This window comes from Pseudoclavibacter sp. VKM Ac-2867 (assembly GCF_015351275.1).
GTDB lineage: Bacteria > Actinomycetota > Actinomycetes > Actinomycetales > Microbacteriaceae > Pseudoclavibacter.
Map to the genome: position 1 here is coordinate 211,695 of NZ_JADKSL010000001.1, position 19,104 is coordinate 230,798.

16 protein-coding genes and 3 tRNA genes are annotated in these 19,104 nt (G+C 69.5%); 11 read left to right on the forward strand and 8 right to left on the reverse strand.

All coding sequences use genetic code 11. The features are described from left to right. The first annotated feature begins 125 nt into the window (after positions 1-125). Positions 126-1,766 carry a carboxylesterase/lipase family protein gene (locus ITJ67_RS00925; RefSeq protein WP_194676446.1) on the forward strand — a complete coding sequence of 547 codons (1,641 nt, stop codon included), beginning with the start codon at positions 126-128 and terminating at the stop codon, positions 1,764-1,766. 24 nt (positions 1,767-1,790) lie between these two features. Here the strand turns inward: ITJ67_RS00925 and ITJ67_RS00930 are convergent, their stop codons facing one another. Then, positions 1,791-2,324, reverse strand: a complete 534-nt coding sequence (locus ITJ67_RS00930) for an NINE protein (RefSeq protein WP_194676447.1) — start codon at positions 2,322-2,324, stop codon at positions 1,791-1,793. A gap of 104 nt (positions 2,325-2,428) precedes the next feature. Further along, on the reverse strand, positions 2,429-3,349 hold the full coding sequence (locus ITJ67_RS00935; protein ID WP_194676448.1) for a DUF368 domain-containing protein: 921 nt from the start codon (positions 3,347-3,349) through the stop codon (positions 2,429-2,431). 222 nt (positions 3,350-3,571) lie between these two features. On the opposite strand from ITJ67_RS00935, the gene ITJ67_RS00940 reads away from it, so the two are divergent. Further along, the gene (locus ITJ67_RS00940; protein WP_194676449.1) at positions 3,572-5,251 is read left to right on the forward strand and encodes a molybdopterin-dependent oxidoreductase; all 1,680 of its coding nucleotides are present in this window, start codon (positions 3,572-3,574) and stop codon (positions 5,249-5,251) included. A gap of 143 nt (positions 5,252-5,394) precedes the next feature. Next, positions 5,395-6,024: a hypothetical protein gene (locus ITJ67_RS00945; protein ID WP_194676450.1), complete on the forward strand. Its 630-nt coding sequence runs from the start codon at positions 5,395-5,397 to the stop codon at positions 6,022-6,024. Positions 6,025-6,061: 37 nt separating this feature from the next. Here the strand turns inward: ITJ67_RS00945 and ITJ67_RS00950 are convergent. From ITJ67_RS00950 to ITJ67_RS00960, 3 genes are all read right to left on the reverse strand, one after another. Continuing rightward, positions 6,062-6,134: transfer RNA gene (locus tag ITJ67_RS00950), tRNA-Phe, on the reverse strand. A gap of 79 nt (positions 6,135-6,213) precedes the next feature. Beyond that, positions 6,214-6,290: transfer RNA gene (locus ITJ67_RS00955), tRNA-Asp, on the reverse strand. A 92-nt stretch (positions 6,291-6,382) separates the two neighbouring features. Next, a tRNA-Glu gene (locus ITJ67_RS00960) sits at positions 6,383-6,455 on the reverse strand. A 361-nt stretch (positions 6,456-6,816) separates the two neighbouring features. Here ITJ67_RS00960 and ITJ67_RS00965 point away from each other — a divergent pair. Next, positions 6,817-8,613, forward strand: a complete 1,797-nt coding sequence (locus tag ITJ67_RS00965) for a peptidoglycan DD-metalloendopeptidase family protein (RefSeq protein WP_194676451.1) — start codon at positions 6,817-6,819, stop codon at positions 8,611-8,613. 502 nt (positions 8,614-9,115) lie between these two features. Here ITJ67_RS00965 and ppa read toward each other — a convergent pair. Further along, positions 9,116-9,604 carry an inorganic diphosphatase gene (ppa, locus tag ITJ67_RS00970; RefSeq protein ID WP_104240267.1) on the reverse strand — a complete coding sequence of 163 codons (489 nt, stop codon included), beginning with the start codon at positions 9,602-9,604 and terminating at the stop codon, positions 9,116-9,118. Positions 9,605-9,840: 236 nt separating this feature from the next. Here ppa and ITJ67_RS00975 point away from each other — a divergent pair, with 236 nt between their 5' ends. From ITJ67_RS00975 to ftsH, 4 genes are all read left to right on the forward strand, one after another. Further along, the gene (locus tag ITJ67_RS00975) at positions 9,841-10,101 is read left to right on the forward strand and encodes a PLDc N-terminal domain-containing protein (protein WP_104240337.1); all 261 of its coding nucleotides are present in this window, start codon (positions 9,841-9,843) and stop codon (positions 10,099-10,101) included. A gap of 95 nt (positions 10,102-10,196) precedes the next feature. After that, positions 10,197-11,225 carry a tRNA lysidine(34) synthetase TilS gene (tilS, locus tag ITJ67_RS00980; RefSeq protein WP_104240268.1) on the forward strand — a complete coding sequence of 343 codons (1,029 nt, stop codon included), beginning with the start codon at positions 10,197-10,199 and terminating at the stop codon, positions 11,223-11,225. Between the two features lie 61 nt (positions 11,226-11,286). Then, positions 11,287-11,844, forward strand: coding sequence for a hypoxanthine phosphoribosyltransferase (hpt, locus tag ITJ67_RS00985; protein WP_104240269.1), 558 nt, complete (start codon positions 11,287-11,289; stop codon positions 11,842-11,844). 154 nt (positions 11,845-11,998) lie between these two features. Next, positions 11,999-13,975, forward strand: coding sequence for an ATP-dependent zinc metalloprotease FtsH (gene ftsH, locus ITJ67_RS00990; RefSeq protein ID WP_160071110.1), 1,977 nt, complete (start codon positions 11,999-12,001; stop codon positions 13,973-13,975). Between the two features lie 125 nt (positions 13,976-14,100). On the opposite strand, the gene ITJ67_RS00995 is transcribed toward ftsH, so the two are convergent. Together ITJ67_RS00995 and ITJ67_RS01000 are read right to left on the reverse strand one after the other, a co-directional pair. Then, positions 14,101-14,307: a hypothetical protein gene (locus ITJ67_RS00995; RefSeq protein ID WP_194676452.1), complete on the reverse strand. Its 207-nt coding sequence runs from the start codon at positions 14,305-14,307 to the stop codon at positions 14,101-14,103. Between the two features lie 51 nt (positions 14,308-14,358). After that, entirely contained in the window at positions 14,359-14,946 is a 588-nt protein-coding gene (locus tag ITJ67_RS01000) for a Pathogenicity island protein (RefSeq protein ID WP_194676453.1), read from the reverse strand. A 325-nt stretch (positions 14,947-15,271) separates the two neighbouring features. On the opposite strand from ITJ67_RS01000, the gene folP reads away from it, so the two are divergent. The 3 genes from folP to ITJ67_RS01015 are packed head-to-tail and all read left to right on the forward strand — an operon-like array spanning position 15,272 to position 19,084. Further along, positions 15,272-17,206, forward strand: coding sequence for a dihydropteroate synthase (gene folP / locus ITJ67_RS01005; RefSeq protein WP_194676454.1), 1,935 nt, complete (start codon positions 15,272-15,274; stop codon positions 17,204-17,206). After that, complete coding sequence (gene folK / locus ITJ67_RS01010; RefSeq protein WP_194676455.1) at positions 17,199-18,488, forward strand: 2-amino-4-hydroxy-6-hydroxymethyldihydropteridine diphosphokinase; 1,290 nt, start codon at positions 17,199-17,201, stop codon at positions 18,486-18,488. The genes folP and folK overlap by 8 nt, the downstream gene beginning before the upstream one ends. Further along, a complete protein-coding gene (locus tag ITJ67_RS01015) occupies positions 18,485-19,084 on the forward strand; it encodes a DUF3180 family protein (protein ID WP_160071105.1) in 600 nt (199 codons plus the stop codon). Before folK ends, ITJ67_RS01015 begins: the two co-directional genes overlap by 4 nt. The last annotated feature ends 20 nt before the right edge of the window (positions 19,085-19,104 follow it).

Below are 19,104 nucleotides of genomic sequence, written 5' to 3' on the forward strand. Positions count from 1 at the left end.
GGCGGGAATGCGTCCATCCCCGTGACCTGACGCGCTCGAGTCGGCCGGCTCCGCGGCACGCCGCAGCTGGCGTGCGCGGTGGGAAGCTGGCACTCAGAGTTGCCCCTCGAACGCCGGAGTTGCCCATGGGACCAGCCGCAGAACCGCACCCGTCGACGCCGCACGCCTCGAGCTCTGCGCCCCCGCTGGTCGAGACGCCGAGCGGCACGCTCCGCGGCACCGCCGAGGGAGCCACCGAGCACTGGTTTGGCATCCGCTACGCGAAGCCGCCAACGGGTGAGCTGCGCTGGCGCGCCCCCGTTCCCGTCGAATCCTGGGGCGGGGTCGTGGATGCCCGCATCCCGGGACCGATCGCCCCGCAGCCCCGCATGAAGGGCATGGATGTAGGGGAGAGGGCGCTCACGGACGAGGACTGCCTGTTCGCGAACGTCTGGCGTCCGGCCGGCGCGGGCGCCGCCGGGGGCGCGCGTGCCGTCATGGTGTGGGTGCACGGAGGCGCCTACGCGCTCGGCGGCATCACGCAGCCCGTGTACGACGGGGCGGCCCTCGCGGAGCGTGGCGACGTGATCGTCGTGACGCTCGGGTACCGGCTCGGCGGACTCGGGTTCCTCGAGCTCTCGACACTCGACGGAGCGGGAGGCCAGTTCGATTCGAACCTCGCCCTGCGTGATGTGCTCTGCGCGCTCGAGTGGGTGCAGTCGAGCATCGGCGCGTTCGGTGGTGACCCCGAACGCGTCACTGTCTTCGGGGAGTCGGCGGGCGCCGGCATCGTGTCGACGCTCCTCGCGACGCCCTCGGCGCTGGGACTCTTCTCGGGCGCGATCGTCGAGAGCTCACCGGCGACGAGCGTCTATGGGCTCGCTCGCGCGAAGCTCGTCGCCGAGCGGTTCGTCGCGAAGCTCGGAGTGGAGGGCCGCAACGGCGCGGCGGAGGGCACCCCGGGGGAGGCGCCCGCGAGCCGCGACTGGTCTGCGCTCCGCGCTCTTCCCGTCTCGAGCATCGTCGAGGTGGCGACTGAGCTGTTCGCGGAGATCCCGACCGAGTCGCCTGGCACGCTCGCCTTCGCGCCGGTCGTCGACGGGGACCTCCTGCCGGAGCATCCCGTGACCGTGCTGAGCGAGGGGCGCGGGCTTCCCGTGCCGCTCATCATCGGCACGAACCGAGACGAGGCGACGTTCTTCAAGCTCGCGAAGTCGCCGCTGCTGCCCGTCGGCGAGGCGGCGCTGACGACGATGATCACCGAGATCGCCGCCGAGAACCCGACCGTCGACATGCCAGACCGTGAGCACATCCTCGACGTGTACGAGGGCGTGCGGGAGCGGATGGTGGGGCTCGGCATCGCGCGTGACGTGGGCTTCCGCATGCCGACGGTGTGGATCGCGGAGGGGCACTCGCGGGTCGCGCCGACGTTCCTGTACCGCTTCGACTTCGCGACGCCCGTGCTGAAGGTGCTGCGCCTCGGTGCGACGCACGGCACCGAGATCGCGTACGTGTGGGGCAACCTGGACACCGACCCGCGAGGGCTCTCCTACAGGCTCGGGGGCCGACGCCAGGCGGGGGAGGTGTCAGACCGGATGCTCGCCCTCTGGACGTCGTTCGCCCGCGAGGGGCGGCCCACCGACGGCGGCTTGCCGGGCGCGGTGCCATGGCCCGCGTTTGGGGCGGCCCGCTCGACCCTCGTCATCGACCACGCAGATCGGGTCGTCGACGACCTCGACGCGGATCTCCGCGCCGCCTGGGGCGATCGGGCCTTCTCGCTCAGTTGAGCCAAGACCGGCGCAGGAGGTGCTCTAGTACTGTCCCGGGTACGGCCCGCCGCCCGCAGGACCGTAGCCCTGGTTCGCTGCGTACGCCCCGGCCCCGGCGAGGCGCGCGTTGGCTTCGCGGACGAACTGCGGGATGAGGAAGAGCTCGACGATGACCCAGATCGCTACGCCGAACATGAGCAGGAGCCCGATGCCGAGCCAGGAGGTGGCGATTCCGACGAGGTACAGCACGAGCTGCGTGATGGCGATGCCGGTGCGCCCGAGGTAGAAGTTGTGGATGCCCAGCCCGCCGAGGAAGATCGCGAGCACGTAGGTGATGCCGACCTCTTTGCCTCCGCTGACCACGACGGTCTGCTGGTAGAGCATGGGAGCGCCGGCGGCCTGCGGCTGCGCCGGCGCGTACTGGCCCCACTGCGCGCCGTCCCAGTAGCGCTGTCGTCCCGTCGGGTCGGGGTACCAGCCGGCGGCCGGCGAAGATGGTGCGCCGTTCGCCTGCGACGATCGCGACTGGCTGTCCTCGGGCTGCGAGGCGTACGGGTCCGTTGGAACGAGGCTCATCGGGCACTTCCCTGCTGTCGAGTGGATGCGCGTCTCATGCTAGCGAGCACCGCCGACATTGCGCGGGCTGACCTCGGAACTCGCGCCTGGACTCCCGGCGCGAGCTACGAGTGCGCCTGGGGAGCGCGACGCAGCGCGCGGCGCACGAGCAGGCCCTCGGCGATGAGGAGGGCGGCGACGATCGCGGCACCGAGGAGGAACCAGAGCACGGGGCCGACGACGTCCCCGGAGGCCCAGAGCAGCTCGCGGTCCTCGGTCTGCCAGGGCCAGAGGGCGCGGAGCGAGCCAGCCATGAGGCCCGTCATGAGGGCCAGCGTCACGCGGCGGTGCTTCGAGAGCAGCCACAGCAGCACCTGGACGAAGAGGGCGAGTCCCGTGATGGCGCCGACGGCGAAGATGGCGACGTACCCGAAGTCGAGCGAGTTGAGGGCCCGCAGCGTCGGCTCGTACATGCCGGTCGTGACGAGCACGAAGGAGCCGGAGACACCGGGCAGGACCAGCGCGCAGACGGCGACGGCGGCCGAGACGAAGATGGCGAGCGCCGATGGGTCGGCGTCGTTGGCCGAGGGCAGCCCCGTGAGCACGAAGCTCAGGACCGCGGCGGGCACCGCGATGGCGTAGTCCCGCAGTTGCCAGCGGGCGCCGAGCATCCGTGCCGGAACGATGAGGGAGACGGCGATGAGTCCCGCGAAGAGTGCCCTCGAGGGGATGGGGTGCGCCTCGATGAGCGGGGCGACGAGGCGAGCCGCGACGACCAGCGCGACGAGCATCCCGATGCCGATCGGGAGCACCATGCCCCACCTCACCTGCGCGAAGTGCTCGCGAGCCCGGTCGAGCCCTCGGCGGCGCAGCGTGTCGGCGACGGCGCGGACGACGCCCCGCACGAGGTGGCCGGCCGAGTCGATGAGGGTCTCGTAGACGCCGATCAGCAGCGCGATGGTTCCACCGCTCACGCCGGGGATGATCTCGGTCACGCCGATGAGCGCGCCCCGAAGGAGGTTGGCGAGGACGTTGAGCGCTGACAAACCGGCCCTTCTCAGGCGCCGGGGTCGGAACGGCGCCGGATGCACGTGCGCCGGATGACGCGGCACAAAGCCTCCAGTCTGCCAGGCGCGGTGGGCGGCCGCACCCGAGCCGGTCTCTTGCGCGTGGCCCTTAAGCCCCACCTCCGGTCACTATTCACAGGGGATGCACACCATCCGCCCACACTCAGCCCGGCCGGGTTTCGCGCGCGTACCGTGTCCGCCATGTCCCTTGAAACCAGTCCCGAACAGGTGAGAACGCGCCGTCGTCGCCTCCGCGAGTCCGTCCCGGCGGGCCTCGCCGGGATCGGCGCCGCGGCTCTCGGCGTCGGGCTCGGCGAGCTCGCGGCTGCGTTCCTGCAGACGACCGCGAGCCCGATCGTCGCAGTGGGCGCGCTGCTCATCGACCTCGCCCCGCCGTGGGCCAAGGACACCGCGATCGCCCTGTTCGGGACCGCGGACAAGATCGCGCTCATCGCGCTCGTCGCGGTGGTGCTCATCCTCCTGGCAGCGGTCGCCGGGGTGCTCGAGTCGAGGCGCCCGCCGTGGGGTCGGGTCGTCCTCGGCCTCATCGCCGCCATCGGTGCCGTCGCTGTGGCCACCCGCACTCCCTTCTCGCCGCTCGACACGGTGCCTCCGCTGCTCGCGATGGTCGTGGCCGTGCTCACGCTGCAGTTCCTCGCGAAGACCCTCGACGCTGCTGAGCAGCGCGCACGGCAGAGGTCTCGCGAGGCGGCCGTCGCGACGACGCGGAGCTCCGCGGTCGGAGCGACGGGCCGTGCCGCGGCGTCCGACGGCGAAGACCTCGACGCTCGCGGGGACACGACGCCCGCCGGAGTCGACCGACGCCGCTTCCTGATCTACGCCGGTGCCTCAGTCGTCATCGGCGCCATCGCTGCCGCATCCGGTGCCGCACTCTCGGCCGGCACCCGCGCCGTAACGGCGGTGCGTGAGGCGATCGCGTTGCCGCAGGCGGCCGTGCGCGCCGCGGCGGTTCCCGCTGGAGCCCAGTTCGAGATCCCCGGCCTCCCGCCGGTCGTCACCCCGAACGAGGACTTCTACCGCATCGACACCGCGCTGAGCGTGCCGCTCGTGAACCCGGAGGGCTGGTCGCTGCGCATCCACGGCCTCGTCGACAACGAGGTCACGATCACCTGGGACGAGCTCCTCGCCCTGCCGCTCGAGGAGAGCATCACGACCCTCATGTGCGTGTCGAACGAGGTCGGCGGCGGCCTCATCGGCAACGCCCTCTGGCTCGGCTACCCGCTGCGCGAGCTGCTGAAGCGCGCGGGACCGCAGGCCGACGCCGACATGGTGCTGTCGAAGTCCGTCGACGGCTGGACGGCGAGCACCCCCATCGGAGCACTCACCGACGACCGCAACGCGATCCTCGCTGTCGGCATGAACGGCGAGACCCTGCCCGCCGAGCATGGCTTCCCCGTGCGGATGGTCGTGCCAGGCCTCTACGGCTACGTCTCGGCGACGAAGTGGGTCGTCGACCTCGAGGTGACGCGCTTCGACCGCGTCAACGCGTACTGGACCGACCGCGGCTGGAGCGCGAAGGGCCCGATCAAGATCGGCTCCCGCATCGACGTGCCGAGCGGCGGCAGCCTCAACGCGGGCCCCACGACGATCGCCGGCTTCGCCTGGCAGCAGCACACGGGCATCGAAGCGGTTGAGGTGCAGATCGACGACGGCGAGTGGATGCCGACGGAGCTCGCGGCCCCCATCTCCGACGACACGTGGCTGCAGTGGAAGCTCGACTGGGATGCCCCGGCCGGCGAGCACTCCGTGAAGGTCCGCGCCACGTCGAGCGACGGCGAGGTGCAGACGGATGCGCGCGCCAACGTCGTTCCCGACGGCGCAACCGGCCACCACGAGATCACGGTCAACGTCACGGCCTGACGCGCCGCCGCATCCCTGCCCCTGCTGCCCCTCCCACCCACGCAAAAGTGAGCGAGACGCACCTTCGTCTCGCAAGGAACCTGCATTTGGCTGACGGATGTGCCGCAGCTGGCCGTTGACGGCACCCCGTTAGCCTGGTTGGGATGCCCTCACATTCCGCTCAAGCGCGCCCCCGTCCGTCGACCCTCCGGGATCTGCCGCGTGCCGGGTGGATCTCGGCCCGTGCATCCACGCCGAACGTGCTGTTGGCGGTGCTGTCGGTGCCGATCTACGCGTTCTCGATCCTGCCGATGACACTGCGGGGCGGCCTCTACCTCGACAGGACGCGCACGGGAACCGTGCTGTTCGAGCGCCGGAGGCCCATCCTCGACGGGTTCGTCGTCGCGCTCGTGACGGCTGCGGCGTTTGTGCTCTGGGTGGCGTGCATCCTGGTCTTCGACGCCACGATCATGCTGCTGCTCGGCCTCGCTATCTACGCCGCGCTGCTCGCGGGTGCCGTGATCGCGCTGGTGCAGCCGGGTGGGACGACGCTGTCGGCGTCCGGTCCTGAGACCCCGAAAGGGGATCGGTGGATGGTCGCGGCCCTCGCGCAGCATCCTGGCACGCGTTTGACGGCAGTCATGCTCGCGAGGCGCCTCATCGAGCACGCGCCTGCTGGCTCAGTGCTGGTCGCGGCTGCGGCGACGGATGCGCTGCTCGAGCGCTACGTGCGGGCCGGCTTCACCGCGGGGCGGGCACGGCGTGTGTACCGCCTGGTGCCCGCGCAGACATAAAGAAACCCCGCCATGTAGAAGCTAGGCGGGGTTTCAGTGGCTCCGACGGGCGTCGATCCCGTGACCTCACGATTTTCAGTCGTGCGCTCTACCAACTGAGCTACAGAGCCGGAGGCCGAGGCCTCATGGCGACGTACTGATGTTCGTCACCGTTGCAAATTGCCCTCTTCGAGAAGAGGGCAAGATGCTTGGCGACCCTGACGGGACTTGAACCCGCGACCTCCGCCGTGACAGGGCGGCGCGCTAACCAACTGCGCTACAGGGCCTTACTGTGGTGTCTCAGCCAGGGCTGATTCATCCGTATTCGATTGCGACAGTTCAATGTACAGCATCTCAGCACCTGGTGTTGTCACGACCGTGACCCCAACGGGATTCGAACCCGTGTTAACGCCGTGAAAGGGCGCCGTCCTAGGCCGCTAAACGATGGGGCCGAGTGCTTGTAGCTGACTTGACTACCGAGAGAAAAGCATAGGGGCGTTTTTCCCTCGCAGCAAATCGGGTGCTGCATCGGTGTCTGTTCGGCGTGTCGTGGCGTGCTCCGGTGGGGGGCGAGCGCAGGCTTCCTCGTAACCGGATGTTCCCCGAGATGCGCGGGATTCCGGCGCAGACGGCGACCCGGTACGTGATTTCTCACCCGGGTCCCTGTGACGCGCTAGGCAGATGTTGACAAACTTGTTACTGTTTCTCGTGTTGTTGGTGTGAAACGAGTGGCTGCAGTGGTAGATGCAGTCTCGCGTTGCCGCAGAGGCGTCCGCCTCGTTCCGCACCCAAGATCCATCACGAGGAGAGCGCATGCCCGCCACCAGGAGCCCGAAGCCCCTGCGACTTCGCAACCGCTGGCGCACACCGCTCGTCGGTGCGGCATCCGCAGCAGTCCTCGCCGCGTTCGCGTTCGCATCCGGCCCAGCCTTCGCTGCCGATGACGGCTACGCGACCTGGGAGGACGTCGTCGCCGCTGAAGGCAACGTCGACCGCCAGGAAGCGCTCATCGGTGAGATCGAGCAGCAGATCGCAGATCTCGACGCGAAGGTCACCGCAGCGGCGGCGCAGGCGAAGACCGCCGGCGAAGAGCACGGCAAGGCGCAGACCGCATCGAGCGAGAAGTTCGCCGAGGTCACCATCCTGCAGGGTCAGGCGGATGCGGCCGAAGAGAAGGCATCGACCTCCCGTGAGAAGGCGGGGCAGCTCGCTGCCGCCATGAGCACGCGAGGCGCGGGCGACCCCAAGCTGGCGCTCTTCCTCAACCCCGGCGACGCCGACACGCTCCTCTACCAGCTCGGCACCATCAGCAAGCTCTCCGAGCAGACCGACGGCATCTACAACCAGGCCGTGACCGAGAAGAACACGGCAGACGTGCTCGGAACGCAGGCCACGACCGCGCACGACGAGCTGGCGAAGCTCGAGGTCGAGGCGAAGACGAAGTTCGACACGGCGCAGGCCGAGCAGGTTGTCCTCCAGAACGAGAAGTACCTCGCTGACAACAAGAAGGCCGACCTCCAGGCGATGCTCGCTCCGCTCAAGGAGAAGCGCGATGTCACCGCGACCGACTACGCGGCGGGCGAGAAGCTGCGTCAGGAGCAGGTCGCGCAGACCAACCGCGAGCGGGCCGAGGCGGCCGCCGCGTACCAGGAAGAGGCATACGCGCAGGTCGTCGCCGAGGCTGAGGCCGCCGGCGTGCAGGCTCCGCCGAAGCCGGACATCTCCAGCGAGGCTCCGGCAGTGAACGCGCCGCTCGCGCCTGCCGACCCGACCGACACCTCGGTCGCACCGGAGACGCTGCGCCCGCCGCAGCAGGTCACGCCTCCCCGCCAGCCCTCGACCCCGCCGACGGCCACGGCCGACCCGACCGCTCCGGTCACGCCGCAGCAGCCGACCACGCCGGCCGAATCGCCAGCCCCGAGCCCGGATCCGGTCACCCCGCAGCCGACGACGGCACCTGAGCAGACGGCGGCGCCGGAACCCACCACGGATCCGGAACCCACGACCGCTCCCGAGCCTCAGCCCACGACTGCGCCCACGACGGCTCCCGAGCCGGAGCCCTCGAAGCCCGACATCGAGATCCTCCCGGAAGAGCCGCAGAAGCCTGACGTCGAGCTCGAGCCGGAACCCGAGCCGGAGCCGGAGGTCGTCCCACCGACGACGCCCGAGACCCCGAACGGTGTCCTCGCTGGCTACTACGGCCCGATCAGCAGTGGCGTCGTCACCGACGAGTACGGCATGCGCCTGCACCCGATCTTCGGCACCTACCGCATGCACAACGGCCTCGACCTCGGTGTCAACGGCGGCACGTGCGGCGCCCCGCTCTACGCGGTGCACAGCGGCACGATCACGTACGCCGGCTACAACGGCGGCTTCGGCAACCACGTCGTGCTCGACTTCGGCAACGGCACCGAGGTCTCCTACTCGCACATCATGGACGGCGGCATCAACGTCTACGTCGGCCAGACCGTGAACGCGGGCGACGTGCTCGCCTACGCGGGCACCACCGGTTCGTCCACCGGCTGCCACCTGCACTTCGAGCTGAAGTACTGGGGCACGCTGATGGATCCGAAGCCGTGGCTCGCCTCGGCAGGCATCTACTACTACTGATTCACGCGCACGTCGGCTGACGTCAGCGCGCACGAGAGGGCGGTTCCTCGCTTCGGCGGGGGCCGCCCTTCTGCGTGCCTGCGAGCCTTCGCCGCGCCGCCGCCCCGCTGCCGCCCGGCTGCCGCCCCGCCGCCGCCCCGCTGCCGCCCGGCGTCGATCGCTGCCCGCCGCTGTTTCGTGTCGGCCGCTGTCCTATGTCGGCCACTGTCCGCCGCCGCTGCCCAACTTCCGTGACGGTTCAGGGACCGGCGTGCTCTGAGGGCCCCTGCGGCTGGTTTCGTCACGGAAGTTGGACAGCGACGGGATCGGCCGCCCCAGCTGTGACCAACATGAGTGCAGATTCGGGCTGATTCGAGCGGATCGGTGCCGTGAGCCCCAGATCTGCACTCATGTTGGTCACGCGCAGCGCGAAGCGCTCCGCGCACGACGAAGCCCCGCATCCACTTCTGCAGTGGATGCGGGGCTTGGTCGGCCGGTCACCGGTCGGGCCGGTGAGCTGCGCCTATTCGGCGGGCTTGTACTGCGCGATGGAGCGCTCGATGATCGCCTCGGCGGCGGCGGCGTCGCCCCACGCTTCGACCTTGACCCACTTGCCGGGCTCGAGGTCCTTGTAGTGCTCGAAGAAGTGCTTGAGCTGGTCCTTGGTGGAGTCGTCGACGTCGCCGAGGTCCTGGATCTTCGCCCAGCGGGGGTCCTTCGCGGGCACGCAGAGGATCTTGTCGTCTCCACCGGCTTCGTCGGCCATGTTGAGGACGCCGACGGGGCGCACCTTGAGTCCGACGCCCGGGAAGAGCGGGTACTCGAGCAGCACGAGTGCGTCGAGGGGGTCGCCGTCGTCGGCGAGGGTGTGCTCGAAGTAGCCGTAGTCGACGGGGTACACGAACGGCGTGAAGAGCACGCGGTCGAGGAAGACGCGGCCGGTCTCGTGGTCGACCTCGTACTTGTTGTGGCTTCCGCGCGGGATTTCGATGACGACGTCGTAGCTGCCCATGGCGCTCCTTCGTTGCGCCTGGCGGCGCTCATTCTGTGTGGCTTGTCGGCGGGCCCGGTGTGGCGCTGCTCGCCGCACGAAACCGTTGGTTTCGTTCGGTTTCAGGGTAGTGGATGCGCCCCGCCCGGGGCTGCGGATGCGCGGTTCGCGTCGCGAGGTTCGGCGTCGGGCGTGGTGTGGGTGCTGTGTGACCCCGGAATGATGGCCGGGTGGATGGTCGTGGCATGCTGGTCTCCATGGTTGATCTCAAGGAAGCGCTGCACGTCGATCCGTTCATCCCGCTCCGGGAGGGGACAGGCCAGGCGCTTCCGCACGCGTTGACGTTGGGGACGGCCTTGGCGGCTGGTGTGCAGTTCACGCTGCTCGGGGCCGCGCTGTTGAGCCTCCTGCGTCGCAAGCCGAGCCAGGTGCGGGGTTCGCGACTCGCGTGGGGCGCGTTCTCGCTGGTCAACTTCGTTGGTCCCATCTCCTACTTCCTCTTCGGTCGCAAGCGTTGAGGCGTCTGTCCGTTTCCGCGGCTCGCGGGTTCGTCCTTCTGGGATGTTCCGGCTTCGAGCGTGACGGTTCGCGCGGGCGCGTTTAGGCTGTACCTGTGTCAGATCGCCCTCGCCTCACTCCAGCTGTTGCCGACCTTCGTCGAGCCGTCCGTGGTTCTCTCCTCGGGCGCGTGCAGAAGGGCGACCGCATTCTCGTCGCGCTGAGTGGCGGTCCGGACTCGCTGGCGCTCGCTGCCGCGACGGCGTTCGAGGCGAAGCGCCTCGAGGTCGAGGCTGGCGCGGTCATCATCGACCACGATCTGCAGGAGGGTTCTGCGCGGGTCGCGGAGCGCGCCGCAGAGCAGGCCGCCGAGCTCGGGCTCGCCCCGGTGAGCGTCGTGCGGGTGAGCGTGGAAGACGTCGGAGCCGGTCCCGAGGCATCTGCCCGGGTGGCTCGCTACGAGGCGATCGAGGCGGTGCGCGTCGAGACGGGTGCGCCGTGGGTCCTCCTCGGGCACACGCTGGATGACCAGGCGGAGACGGTCCTGCTTGGCCTGGCTCGCGGTTCCGGAGCGAAGAGCCTGCACGGGATGGCGCCGGTCACCGGCGCTCTGCTGCGGCCGCTGCTCGGCATCCACCGCGCGGTGACGGTGCAGGCGTGCGAAGATCAGGGGCTCTCGCCGTGGATCGACCCGCACAACAGCGACCCGGCTTATACGCGTGTCCGCGTTCGCGACACGGTTCTTCCGCTCCTCGAGAAGGAGCTCGGCCCCGGCATCTCGGAGGCGCTCGCTCGGACGGCGACGACGCTCCGCGAAGATTCCGAGACGCTGGATGCGCTTGCGCTCGAGTGGGCGCACGAGATCGTGAACACCGACGCGGACGGCCGCATCTCCCTCGATGTCGGCGGCATCGTCGCGCAGCCCCCGGCGCTGCGTCAGCGCATCTGCCGTATCGTCGCCGAGCAGGGCTTCGGCGTCTCGCTCACTCGTGGGCACACGATGGCGGTCACGGCGCTTGCGACGGAGTGGCGCGGGCAGGGCCCCGTCGATCTGCCTGGCATCCGGGTCGAGCGCGAGAAGGGTCGCATCCTGTTCGGGGCGACGGCCTCCGCGCACGACGACCACCTCGACGAGACCGCCTAGCTTCTACCGTTTCGCACACCGCGCTCGCTTCGTCGAGCGCTGAACCACCCAGGGAGCCAGGATGCGCGCTACTGATATTCCGAACGACGTCCGCGAGGTCCTCATCACGGAGGAGGAGATCCAGGCGAAGCTCGCCGAGATCGCCCGCCGTATCGAGAGCGACTACGCCGAGTGCGAGCCGCTGCTCATCGGTGTGCTGAAGGGCGCGGTCATGGTCGTGTCCGACCTTTCGCGGGAGCTGACGATTCCGTTGAAGATGGACTGGATGGCGGTGAGCTCGTACGGTTCCGGCACGGAGTCGAGCGGTGTGGTGCGCATCCTCAAGGACCTCGACACGGACCTCACGGGTCGTCACGTGCTCATCGTCGAGGACATCATCGACTCGGGGCTGACGTTGTCGTGGCTCAAGCAGAACCTGGAGTCGCGGGGCCCTGCCTCTGTCGAGATCTGCACGCTGCTGCGCAAGCCCGAGCGGCTCAAGTCGGATGTTCCCGTGCGCTACGTCGGCTTCGACGTTCCGAACGAGTTCGTGGTGGGCTACGGCCTCGACTACGACGAGCAGTACCGGCACCTGCGCGACATCATCGTGCTGCAGCCGCACGTGTACGGCGGCGAGTAGGCGCGCACGCCCGAGCGGATGCGCCGCGCGCCAGCAGCGAACACTGGACGCCGGTGTCGGTGGCCGCGAGTACCATGACTTTCGATTGAGCGCCCTGGTGCGCTGGCGAAGAACCGGCTGAAAGGCACCGAGCACGCCACTCGAGTCTCGACTTATGAAGCAAGTTACCAAGATTTTCAAGAGCCCGATCTTCATCGTGGTGCTCGCAGTGCTGGTCATCGGCCTGGGCTTCAGTCTCATCAACGGCAGCGGCACCCGTGAGGTGACGACGCAGCAGGGCCTTCAGCTCCTCCAGGAGAAGAAGGCCGACAAGGTTGTCATCGTCAACGGCGACAACCGCGTCGACATGGAGCTCGCGCAGGCCGACCCCGAGTACGGCCAGAACGTGCAGTTCTACTTCGTGGATGCGCGCGCCGACGATGTCGTGTCGGCGGTCGACACTGCTGCTCCCGCTGGCGGCTACGACGACGACGTGCCCCAGCCGAGCTGGCTGCTCTCGGCGGTGAGCATCCTGTTCCCGCTGCTCCTCATCGGCTTCTTCATCTGGATCCTCTTCGCTGGCGGCCTCGGTGGCGGCGGCGGTCGTGGGGTCATGCAGTTCGGCAAGTCGAAGGCGAAGCTGGTCTCGAAGGAGAGCCCGCAGGTCACGTTCGACGACGTCGCTGGCGCGAACGAGGCGCTGGAGGAGCTGCAGGAGATCAAGGAGTTCCTCAAGGAGCCGGCCAAGTTCCAGGCTGTTGGCGCTCGCATCCCGAAGGGCGTGCTGCTGTACGGCCCTCCGGGAACGGGCAAGACCCTGCTGGCCCGCGCGGTCGCCGGCGAGGCTGGCGTGCCGTTCTACTCGATCTCCGGTTCGGACTTCGTCGAGATGTTCGTGGGTGTCGGCGCGAGCCGTGTCCGTGACCTCTTCGAGCAGGCGAAGCAGAACTCGCCCGCCATCATCTTCGTCGACGAGATCGACGCCGTCGGCCGCCACCGCGGTGTGGGTATCGGCGGCGGCAACGACGAGCGCGAGCAGACGCTGAACCAGCTCCTCGTGGAGATGGACGGCTTCGATGGGTCGACCAACGTGATCCTCATCGCCGCGACGAACCGCCCGGACGTGCTCGACCCGGCCTTGCTCCGTCCTGGTCGCTTCGACCGGCAGATCGGCGTGGACGCCCCCGACCTCGACGGCCGCGCCCGCATTCTCGGCGTGCACGCCAAGGGCAAGCCGCTCTCGCAGGACGTCGACCTCCGTGTCATCGCCCGCAAGACGCCCGGCTTCACGGGTGCAGACCTCGCGAACGTGCTGAACGAGGCGGCCCTGCTCACGGCTCGCTCGAACGCGCAGATCATCGACAACGAGGCGCTGGATGAGGCGGTCGACCGTGTCATCGCCGGCCCGCAGCGTCGCAGTCGTGTCATGAACGACCAGGAGCGCCTCATCACGGCGTACCACGAGGGTGGGCACGCGCTTGCTGCCGCGGCGATGCGCCACACCGACCCGGTGACGAAGATCACGATCCTCCCGCGTGGTCGCGCGCTCGGCTACACGATGGTGCTGCCGCTGGAAGACAAGTACTCGGTCACCCGCAACGAGCTCCTCGACCAGCTGTCGTACGCGATGGGCGGCCGCGTTGCCGAGGAGATCGTCTTCCACGACCCCACGACGGGGGCGTCGAACGACATCGAGAAGGCCACGAAGACGGCCCGCAAGATGGTCACGGAGTACGGCATGACGGCATCCGTCGGCTCGGTGAAGCTCGGAGAGTCGTCGGCCGAGACGGTGTACGGCCAGCAGGCGGGAGCCGGGCGCAACTACTCGGAGTCGGTTGCGGAGACCGTCGACCGCGAGGTGCGCCTCCTCATCGAGCAGGCCCACGACGAGGCGTGGAAGGTCATCAACGACAACCGCGACATCCTCGACCAGCTCGCGGCGGAGCTCCTCGAGAAGGAGACGCTCGACCACATTCGCCTCGACGAGATCTTCAAGCCCGTCCGGAAGCTCCCGGAGCGCCCGCAGTGGCTGTCGAGCCCCGACCGTCCCGTGAGCGCGTTGCCACCGGTGCCGCTGAAGCCGCACATCCCGGTCGACCAGATGGACCCGATCGAGCATGCGCAGGATGGCGGAGCCGAGCTCGGCTTCTAGACCCCACGCCGTGTCGCACGCCGCACGGTGAGCGCACGTAGCGCGAGAAGAATGCAGGCTCCCAAGATCGGGAGCCTGCATTCTTCGTCAGAGGGCTGGTCTCACGCGGTGCGCGGGTCGCACGCTCAACCGGTGCCGCCTCTCGCCTTCTTGAGGGCGGAGACGGTCACCGCGATGCTGACGGCCGCGAGGGGCACGATGAGGATGCCCATCTGCAGCAGGTTCCATCCGAGCGCGAGGAAGAGCGCGGTCGCGCCGACGGTGGCGACCCACAGCGCGATGGCGAGTGGGGTGGATGCGAAGCTCCGGAAGCCGGGCCGGTCGCCTGTCATGGTGACTCCTTTGCTCGTCGGTGGGTTGGCTCAGTGCAGCAATGGCGCGCGTCAGCCGAAGCAGGAGGCTGCGGCACCGGTCATGCCACCGAAGACGCCGCCTCCGATGAGGCCGACCGCTCCTGCGCCGACGGTTCCGACGACGGGGAGGGTGACGGTGCCGACTGCTGCGCCGCCGAGTCCGCCGGCGACTGCGCCGGCTCCTGCGCCGCCGACGGTCCCGAGTGCGCACTGGGCGGGGTTGAAGGCGCGGGTCTCGGCGCCGGCCGTGCTCGCGTCTGGGGCATTCGGGTCGACGATGTTGACGAGCACCTCACCGGCGTCCGTCAGCTCGTACTGGAGCTGCACGGTGGCTCCGTCAGCGTCGGTCGTGGTGGTGGGGAGGGTCTCGACGGTGCCGCTCGCGTTCTGCGTCGCGGTCGCCGTGCCGTCCGCCTGCACCTGGAAGGTGTAGTCGGCGGAGGAGAGGCCGAGCTGGTTGTCGCTGAGCTTGTAGGCGGTCAGCTCGGCTGCGGCGGTCTGCGAGACCGCGGCGGGCGTCGCTGCCGTCGCCTCTGTCGCCTGGGCTGGTGCTGCGAGCCCGACGAAGGCGGCTCCGGCGAGGGTGCTGAGTGCTGCAAGGGTCGTGAACTTCTTCATCGTTCCTCCGTCTCTCTGCATGCGCCCCATTGGCGCATCGGTCCTTCGACCATCTCGAGATCCACCGGCGCATGTCAACTTTGCGGGGCATCGCTCAGGGAACACTGACGGCGTGCGGCGGCGGTACTCAGTTCTGCGGCTTCTCGTCTGGTATCGAGACTCGCTCGGCCGCGCCGCTGTGTTGTGGCCGTGGCCGCGGCTGGGTGACCGGTCAGCCGGGTTGAGTGTGACGCGCGCGGCGAGGCCGGGGGTGCGCGTGGGGTTCATTTAGCGGGAGGATGGAACCAGACCCGCGCCGCGGGCCACGCGGAGTGAGGACTTGCAGATGAACGACATCGATTCGGGGTCGGTGGGGCGCATCGACCTGGTGCGTGCTCAGGCGGCTGTCCGTGAGTTCCTGTCGGCGATCGGTGAAGACCCCGATCGCCCTGGGCTCGAGCGCACGCCGGTCCGTGTGGCTGAGGCGGCGCTCGAGCTGTTCGGCGGTGTCGGCGTCGACGCGAGTGCGCCGCTCGCGAGTGCGAGGTTCCCGGTCGCGGAGATCGAGTCGCCCTTCGAGGAGGATGCGGGCGTGGCTGGGCCCGGGGGAGTGTCGCAGCCTGTTGTGCTGCGCGATCTCGCGTTCCGGTCAGTGTGCGAGCATCACCTGCTGCCGTTCTCGGGGCGTGTGCATCTCGCGTACGTGCCGTCTGCGTCGATCGTGGGGTTCGGTCGTCTGCACCGCATGCTCGAGACGCTCTCCGCGCGCCCGACGCTGCAGGAGCGCCTCGGCGACGAGCTTGTCGACGTCATGATGTCGGCGCTGGATGCGCGTGGTGCCCTTGCGGTGATCGAGGCGAGTCACGCGTGTGCGGGGCTTCGCGGCTCCCGCCAGCAGGCTGGCACCGTGGTGACGGTTTCGGCGCGCGGGGAACTGTCGGAGCCGGTGGCTCGGGCGGAGATCATGTCGTTGATCGGCTCGCACTCGCAGGTGCCGGTCATCGTGGCCTCGGAGGTGCCGGCGGGGGCTGCCGGATCAGATCAGCCGGTTGTGGTGCAGGGGCATGTGCTGCGTGGGGCCCGGTTCGATCCGGTGCGCGGCTCGTTCTCGACGGCGGGCGAGGACGACGTGCCGCTCCTCGTCGGGCAGGATGCCTCGGGACCCGAACAGTCGCTGGCGTTCGAGGCCTCGGCAGCGGAGGCGCAGGCGGGTGCGGATGTTCCGGTTGCCGGTGCGTCGCCCGAAGCCGACGACGCGGCCGCTGTCGCAGACGCGGTCGCCAGCTCCGTGCCGTCCGCTGGCGCAGCCCCGACGGCGCAGCCTCGTGCCCGCTTCGATCCGACACCGGGCGACGCGGAGGAGGCCGACGACACTGGTCCGGTGACGACGAACACGAGGCCCTTCGCCCTGCCGCAGCGCTTCACGAACCTGCTGCAGCCGGCTATCCCTAAGCGCCCGCGCATCCTCGGCATCCTGAACATCACGCCGGATTCGTTCAGCGACGGTGGCAGGTTCGAGGACCTGTTCAGCGAGAAGCGCCGCACGAAGCGGGCCATGCGCCGCGCTCGGGAGCTCGTCGACCAGGGGGCGGACATCATCGACGTCGGCGGCGAGTCGACGCGGCCGGGCGCGGTGCGGGTGCCTCAGGAGGAGGAGGCCGCCCGTGTGCTGCCGGTCGTCAAGGAGCTGGCGGCGCTCGGCGTGCTGGTGAGCATCGACACGATGTACGCGAAGACGGCGGCGGCTGCGCTCGCGCTTGGCGCTGAGTACGTCAACGACGTGTCCGGTGGTCTGGCCGACCCGGCGATGCTCGAGGTGGTCGCCGAGAGTCGGAGCCCGTTCATCCTGAGCCACTGGCGTGGCCATTCGGTGCGCATGAACGAGCTCGCCGACTACCGCGACCCGGCGGCGGAGATCCTGGCCGAGCTGGCCGGTGCGCGAGACCGCGCAGTCGCGGCGGGCCTCGACGAGTCTCAGATCGTCCTGGATCCGGGCCTCGGGTTCGCGAAGCGCAGGGACGACAACTGGGCGGTGCTGCGCGAGCTGGAGCAGTTCGTTGCCCTCGGGCATCCGCTGCTCGTGGGCGCCTCCCGGAAGCGCTTCACGGGTGAGATGCTGCGGTCTGACGCGCAGGTGACGGAGCGTGACCTGCCGACGGCGGTCATCACGGCGCTGGCGGCGAAGGCGGGCATCTGGGGCGTGCGTGTCCACAATGTCGAGGCGAACCGGGTGGCGTTGGATGTCGTCGCCTCCTGGCGTGAAGGAGCACAGGATGACTGACCATATGAGCGGGCACGAGCCGGACCTCGATCGGCGGCGCGGTGCGGAGGTGCGGGCAGCGCGTGCAGTCGCGGCCGGCGGGCAGGCGCACGAGCACGCGTTCACGCGCGAACGGGTCGCGGATGCGAGCGGCAGCGGTGTCGATCTGGCGTCTGGTGGGACGGCGCGTGCGGGGTCGGGCGCTCCCGGCGCTCCGACCCCGACTGCGGCAGCACCCTCGGCGGCGGCTCGTCTCCCCGGCGCCCCGGAGCCTGAGCTCGACCGCATCCTCATCACGCGCATGCACGCGCGCGGGCATCACGGTGTCTTCGATCACGAGCGCCGGGATGGTCAGGACTTCTATGTCGACGCGGAGGCGTGGGTCGATGCGGCGGCGGCTTCGTCGAGCGACCACATCGGCGACACCTTGCACTACGGCGAGTGGATGCACGCGCTGCACGCGATCGTGACGGGAGAGCCGGTCGATCTCATCGAGACGCTGGCGGAGCGGCTCGCGTCGGCCACGTTCGGCTTCGACGATGCCGTGGCCGTGCGCATCACGGTGCACAAGCCGCAGGCGCCGGTCGCGCTGGACTTCGAGGACGTGGCGGTGAGCATCCTCCGGCACCGGCCGACGCTGCGGGGCGATCACCTCGAGTTGTCGGCGGCCCACGCGGTGTCGGCGAGCGCGGAGGACGACTTCCACGCCCGTGAGGCGGCGGCAGCGACGGCGGCGCGAACGGCATCCGACGCGGCGATCGTGATCGGCTCCGGGGGCGCTCCGAACGTCGCGCCCGCTGTGCCGACGCAGCGGGTCCGTCAGGCCGTGATCGCACTCGGCGCGAACCTCGGCGACCGGGAGGCGACGCTGAGGTCGGCGCTACAGCGCATCACCGAGCTGCCTGGCACGAAGCTCGTCGCGGCCTCGAGCCTGTACGAGACTCCGGCGCTCACACTCGAGGGGGTCAGCGATGAGGCGCCCGCGTACCGAAACGCGGTGGTGCTCGTCGACACGGAGCTGCCAGCTGCCGAGCTCCTGCAGGCGCTGCATGCGATCGAGGATGCGCATGGGCGCACTCGCGAGACGCGCTGGGGGAGTCGGACGCTGGATCTCGACCTCATCCAGGTGGCTGGTGAGGTCAGCAGCGGCGAGCTGGTGCTTCCTCATCCGCGGGCGCACGAGCGCGCGTTTGTGCTGGCTCCGTGGTTGGAGGTCGATCCGCGCGCGCAGCTCGCCCCTCATGGCAGCGTGGCTGAGCTGCGGGCGGCGGCGGAGGATCGCGTCGAGCGGATCGCTCAGTGAACTTGGCGAGCAGAACGAGGCCGGGCCTGCTCGTCGGGCTCGGGGTCATCGGCGGTGTGCTGGCCTGGTGTGTGGAGACGTGGCTCGTGACCTCCGGGCGCGCCGTCGTGGCGCCCCCGCTGACGATGCCATTGACGCTTGTGGTGCTCGCGGGGCTGCTGCTGTGGCTCGCGTGGCCGATCCGCGCGTACACGCGCCGTCTATGGCGTGAGCGTCGCGATGCCGAGTCTCGGCGGCGTGCCTCGGGGCTCGAGCGCGACAGGTCACCGCACAGCGGCGTGCGTCAAGAACATGGTGCAAGTGGGCCAGAACGTGAGATCAAGGGGAAGCGTGTCGACCCGCAGTACGCGTTCCGGGTGCTGGCGTTCGCGCGCGCCGCGAGCCTCGCGTCCTCGCTGCTGGCGGGTGTTGCACTCGGCGTCCTGGTGTTCGCGCTGACTCGCACGGTGCCGCCTGAGGAGCCCATCTGGCATGCGGTGCTCTCGCTCGTCGGCGCGGTGGTGCTGCTTGTTGTCGGCCTTGTCGCGGAGTCGTGGTGTCGCATTCCTCCGGGAGGCGAGGAGCCCTCGGCTTCGCAGGATGCGGTCGCCGCATAACGGCAGCCGCTGAGCTCTCG

Coding starts and splice junctions, on each gene's coding strand:
- ITJ67_RS00925 (WP_194676446.1), top strand. CDS start 126: ATGGGACCAGCCGCAGAACCGCACCCGTCGACGCCGCACGCCTCGAGC.
- ITJ67_RS00930 (WP_194676447.1), bottom strand. CDS start 2,324: ATGAGCCTCGTTCCAACGGACCCGTACGCCTCGCAGCCCGAGGACAGC.
- ITJ67_RS00940 (WP_194676449.1), top strand. CDS start 3,572: ATGTCCCTTGAAACCAGTCCCGAACAGGTGAGAACGCGCCGTCGTCGC.
- ITJ67_RS00945 (WP_194676450.1), top strand. CDS start 5,395: ATGCCCTCACATTCCGCTCAAGCGCGCCCCCGTCCGTCGACCCTCCGG.
- ITJ67_RS00965 (WP_194676451.1), top strand. CDS start 6,817: ATGCCCGCCACCAGGAGCCCGAAGCCCCTGCGACTTCGCAACCGCTGG.
- ppa (WP_104240267.1), bottom strand. CDS start 9,604: ATGGGCAGCTACGACGTCGTCATCGAAATCCCGCGCGGAAGCCACAAC.
- ITJ67_RS00975 (WP_104240337.1), top strand. CDS start 9,841: ATGGTTGATCTCAAGGAAGCGCTGCACGTCGATCCGTTCATCCCGCTC.
- hpt (WP_104240269.1), top strand. CDS start 11,287: ATGCGCGCTACTGATATTCCGAACGACGTCCGCGAGGTCCTCATCACG.
- ftsH (WP_160071110.1), top strand. CDS start 11,999: ATGAAGCAAGTTACCAAGATTTTCAAGAGCCCGATCTTCATCGTGGTG.
- ITJ67_RS00995 (WP_194676452.1), bottom strand. CDS start 14,307: ATGACAGGCGACCGGCCCGGCTTCCGGAGCTTCGCATCCACCCCACTC.
- ITJ67_RS01000 (WP_194676453.1), bottom strand. CDS start 14,946: ATGAAGAAGTTCACGACCCTTGCAGCACTCAGCACCCTCGCCGGAGCC.
- folP (WP_194676454.1), top strand. CDS start 15,272: ATGAACGACATCGATTCGGGGTCGGTGGGGCGCATCGACCTGGTGCGT.
- folK (WP_194676455.1), top strand. CDS start 17,199: ATGACTGACCATATGAGCGGGCACGAGCCGGACCTCGATCGGCGGCGC.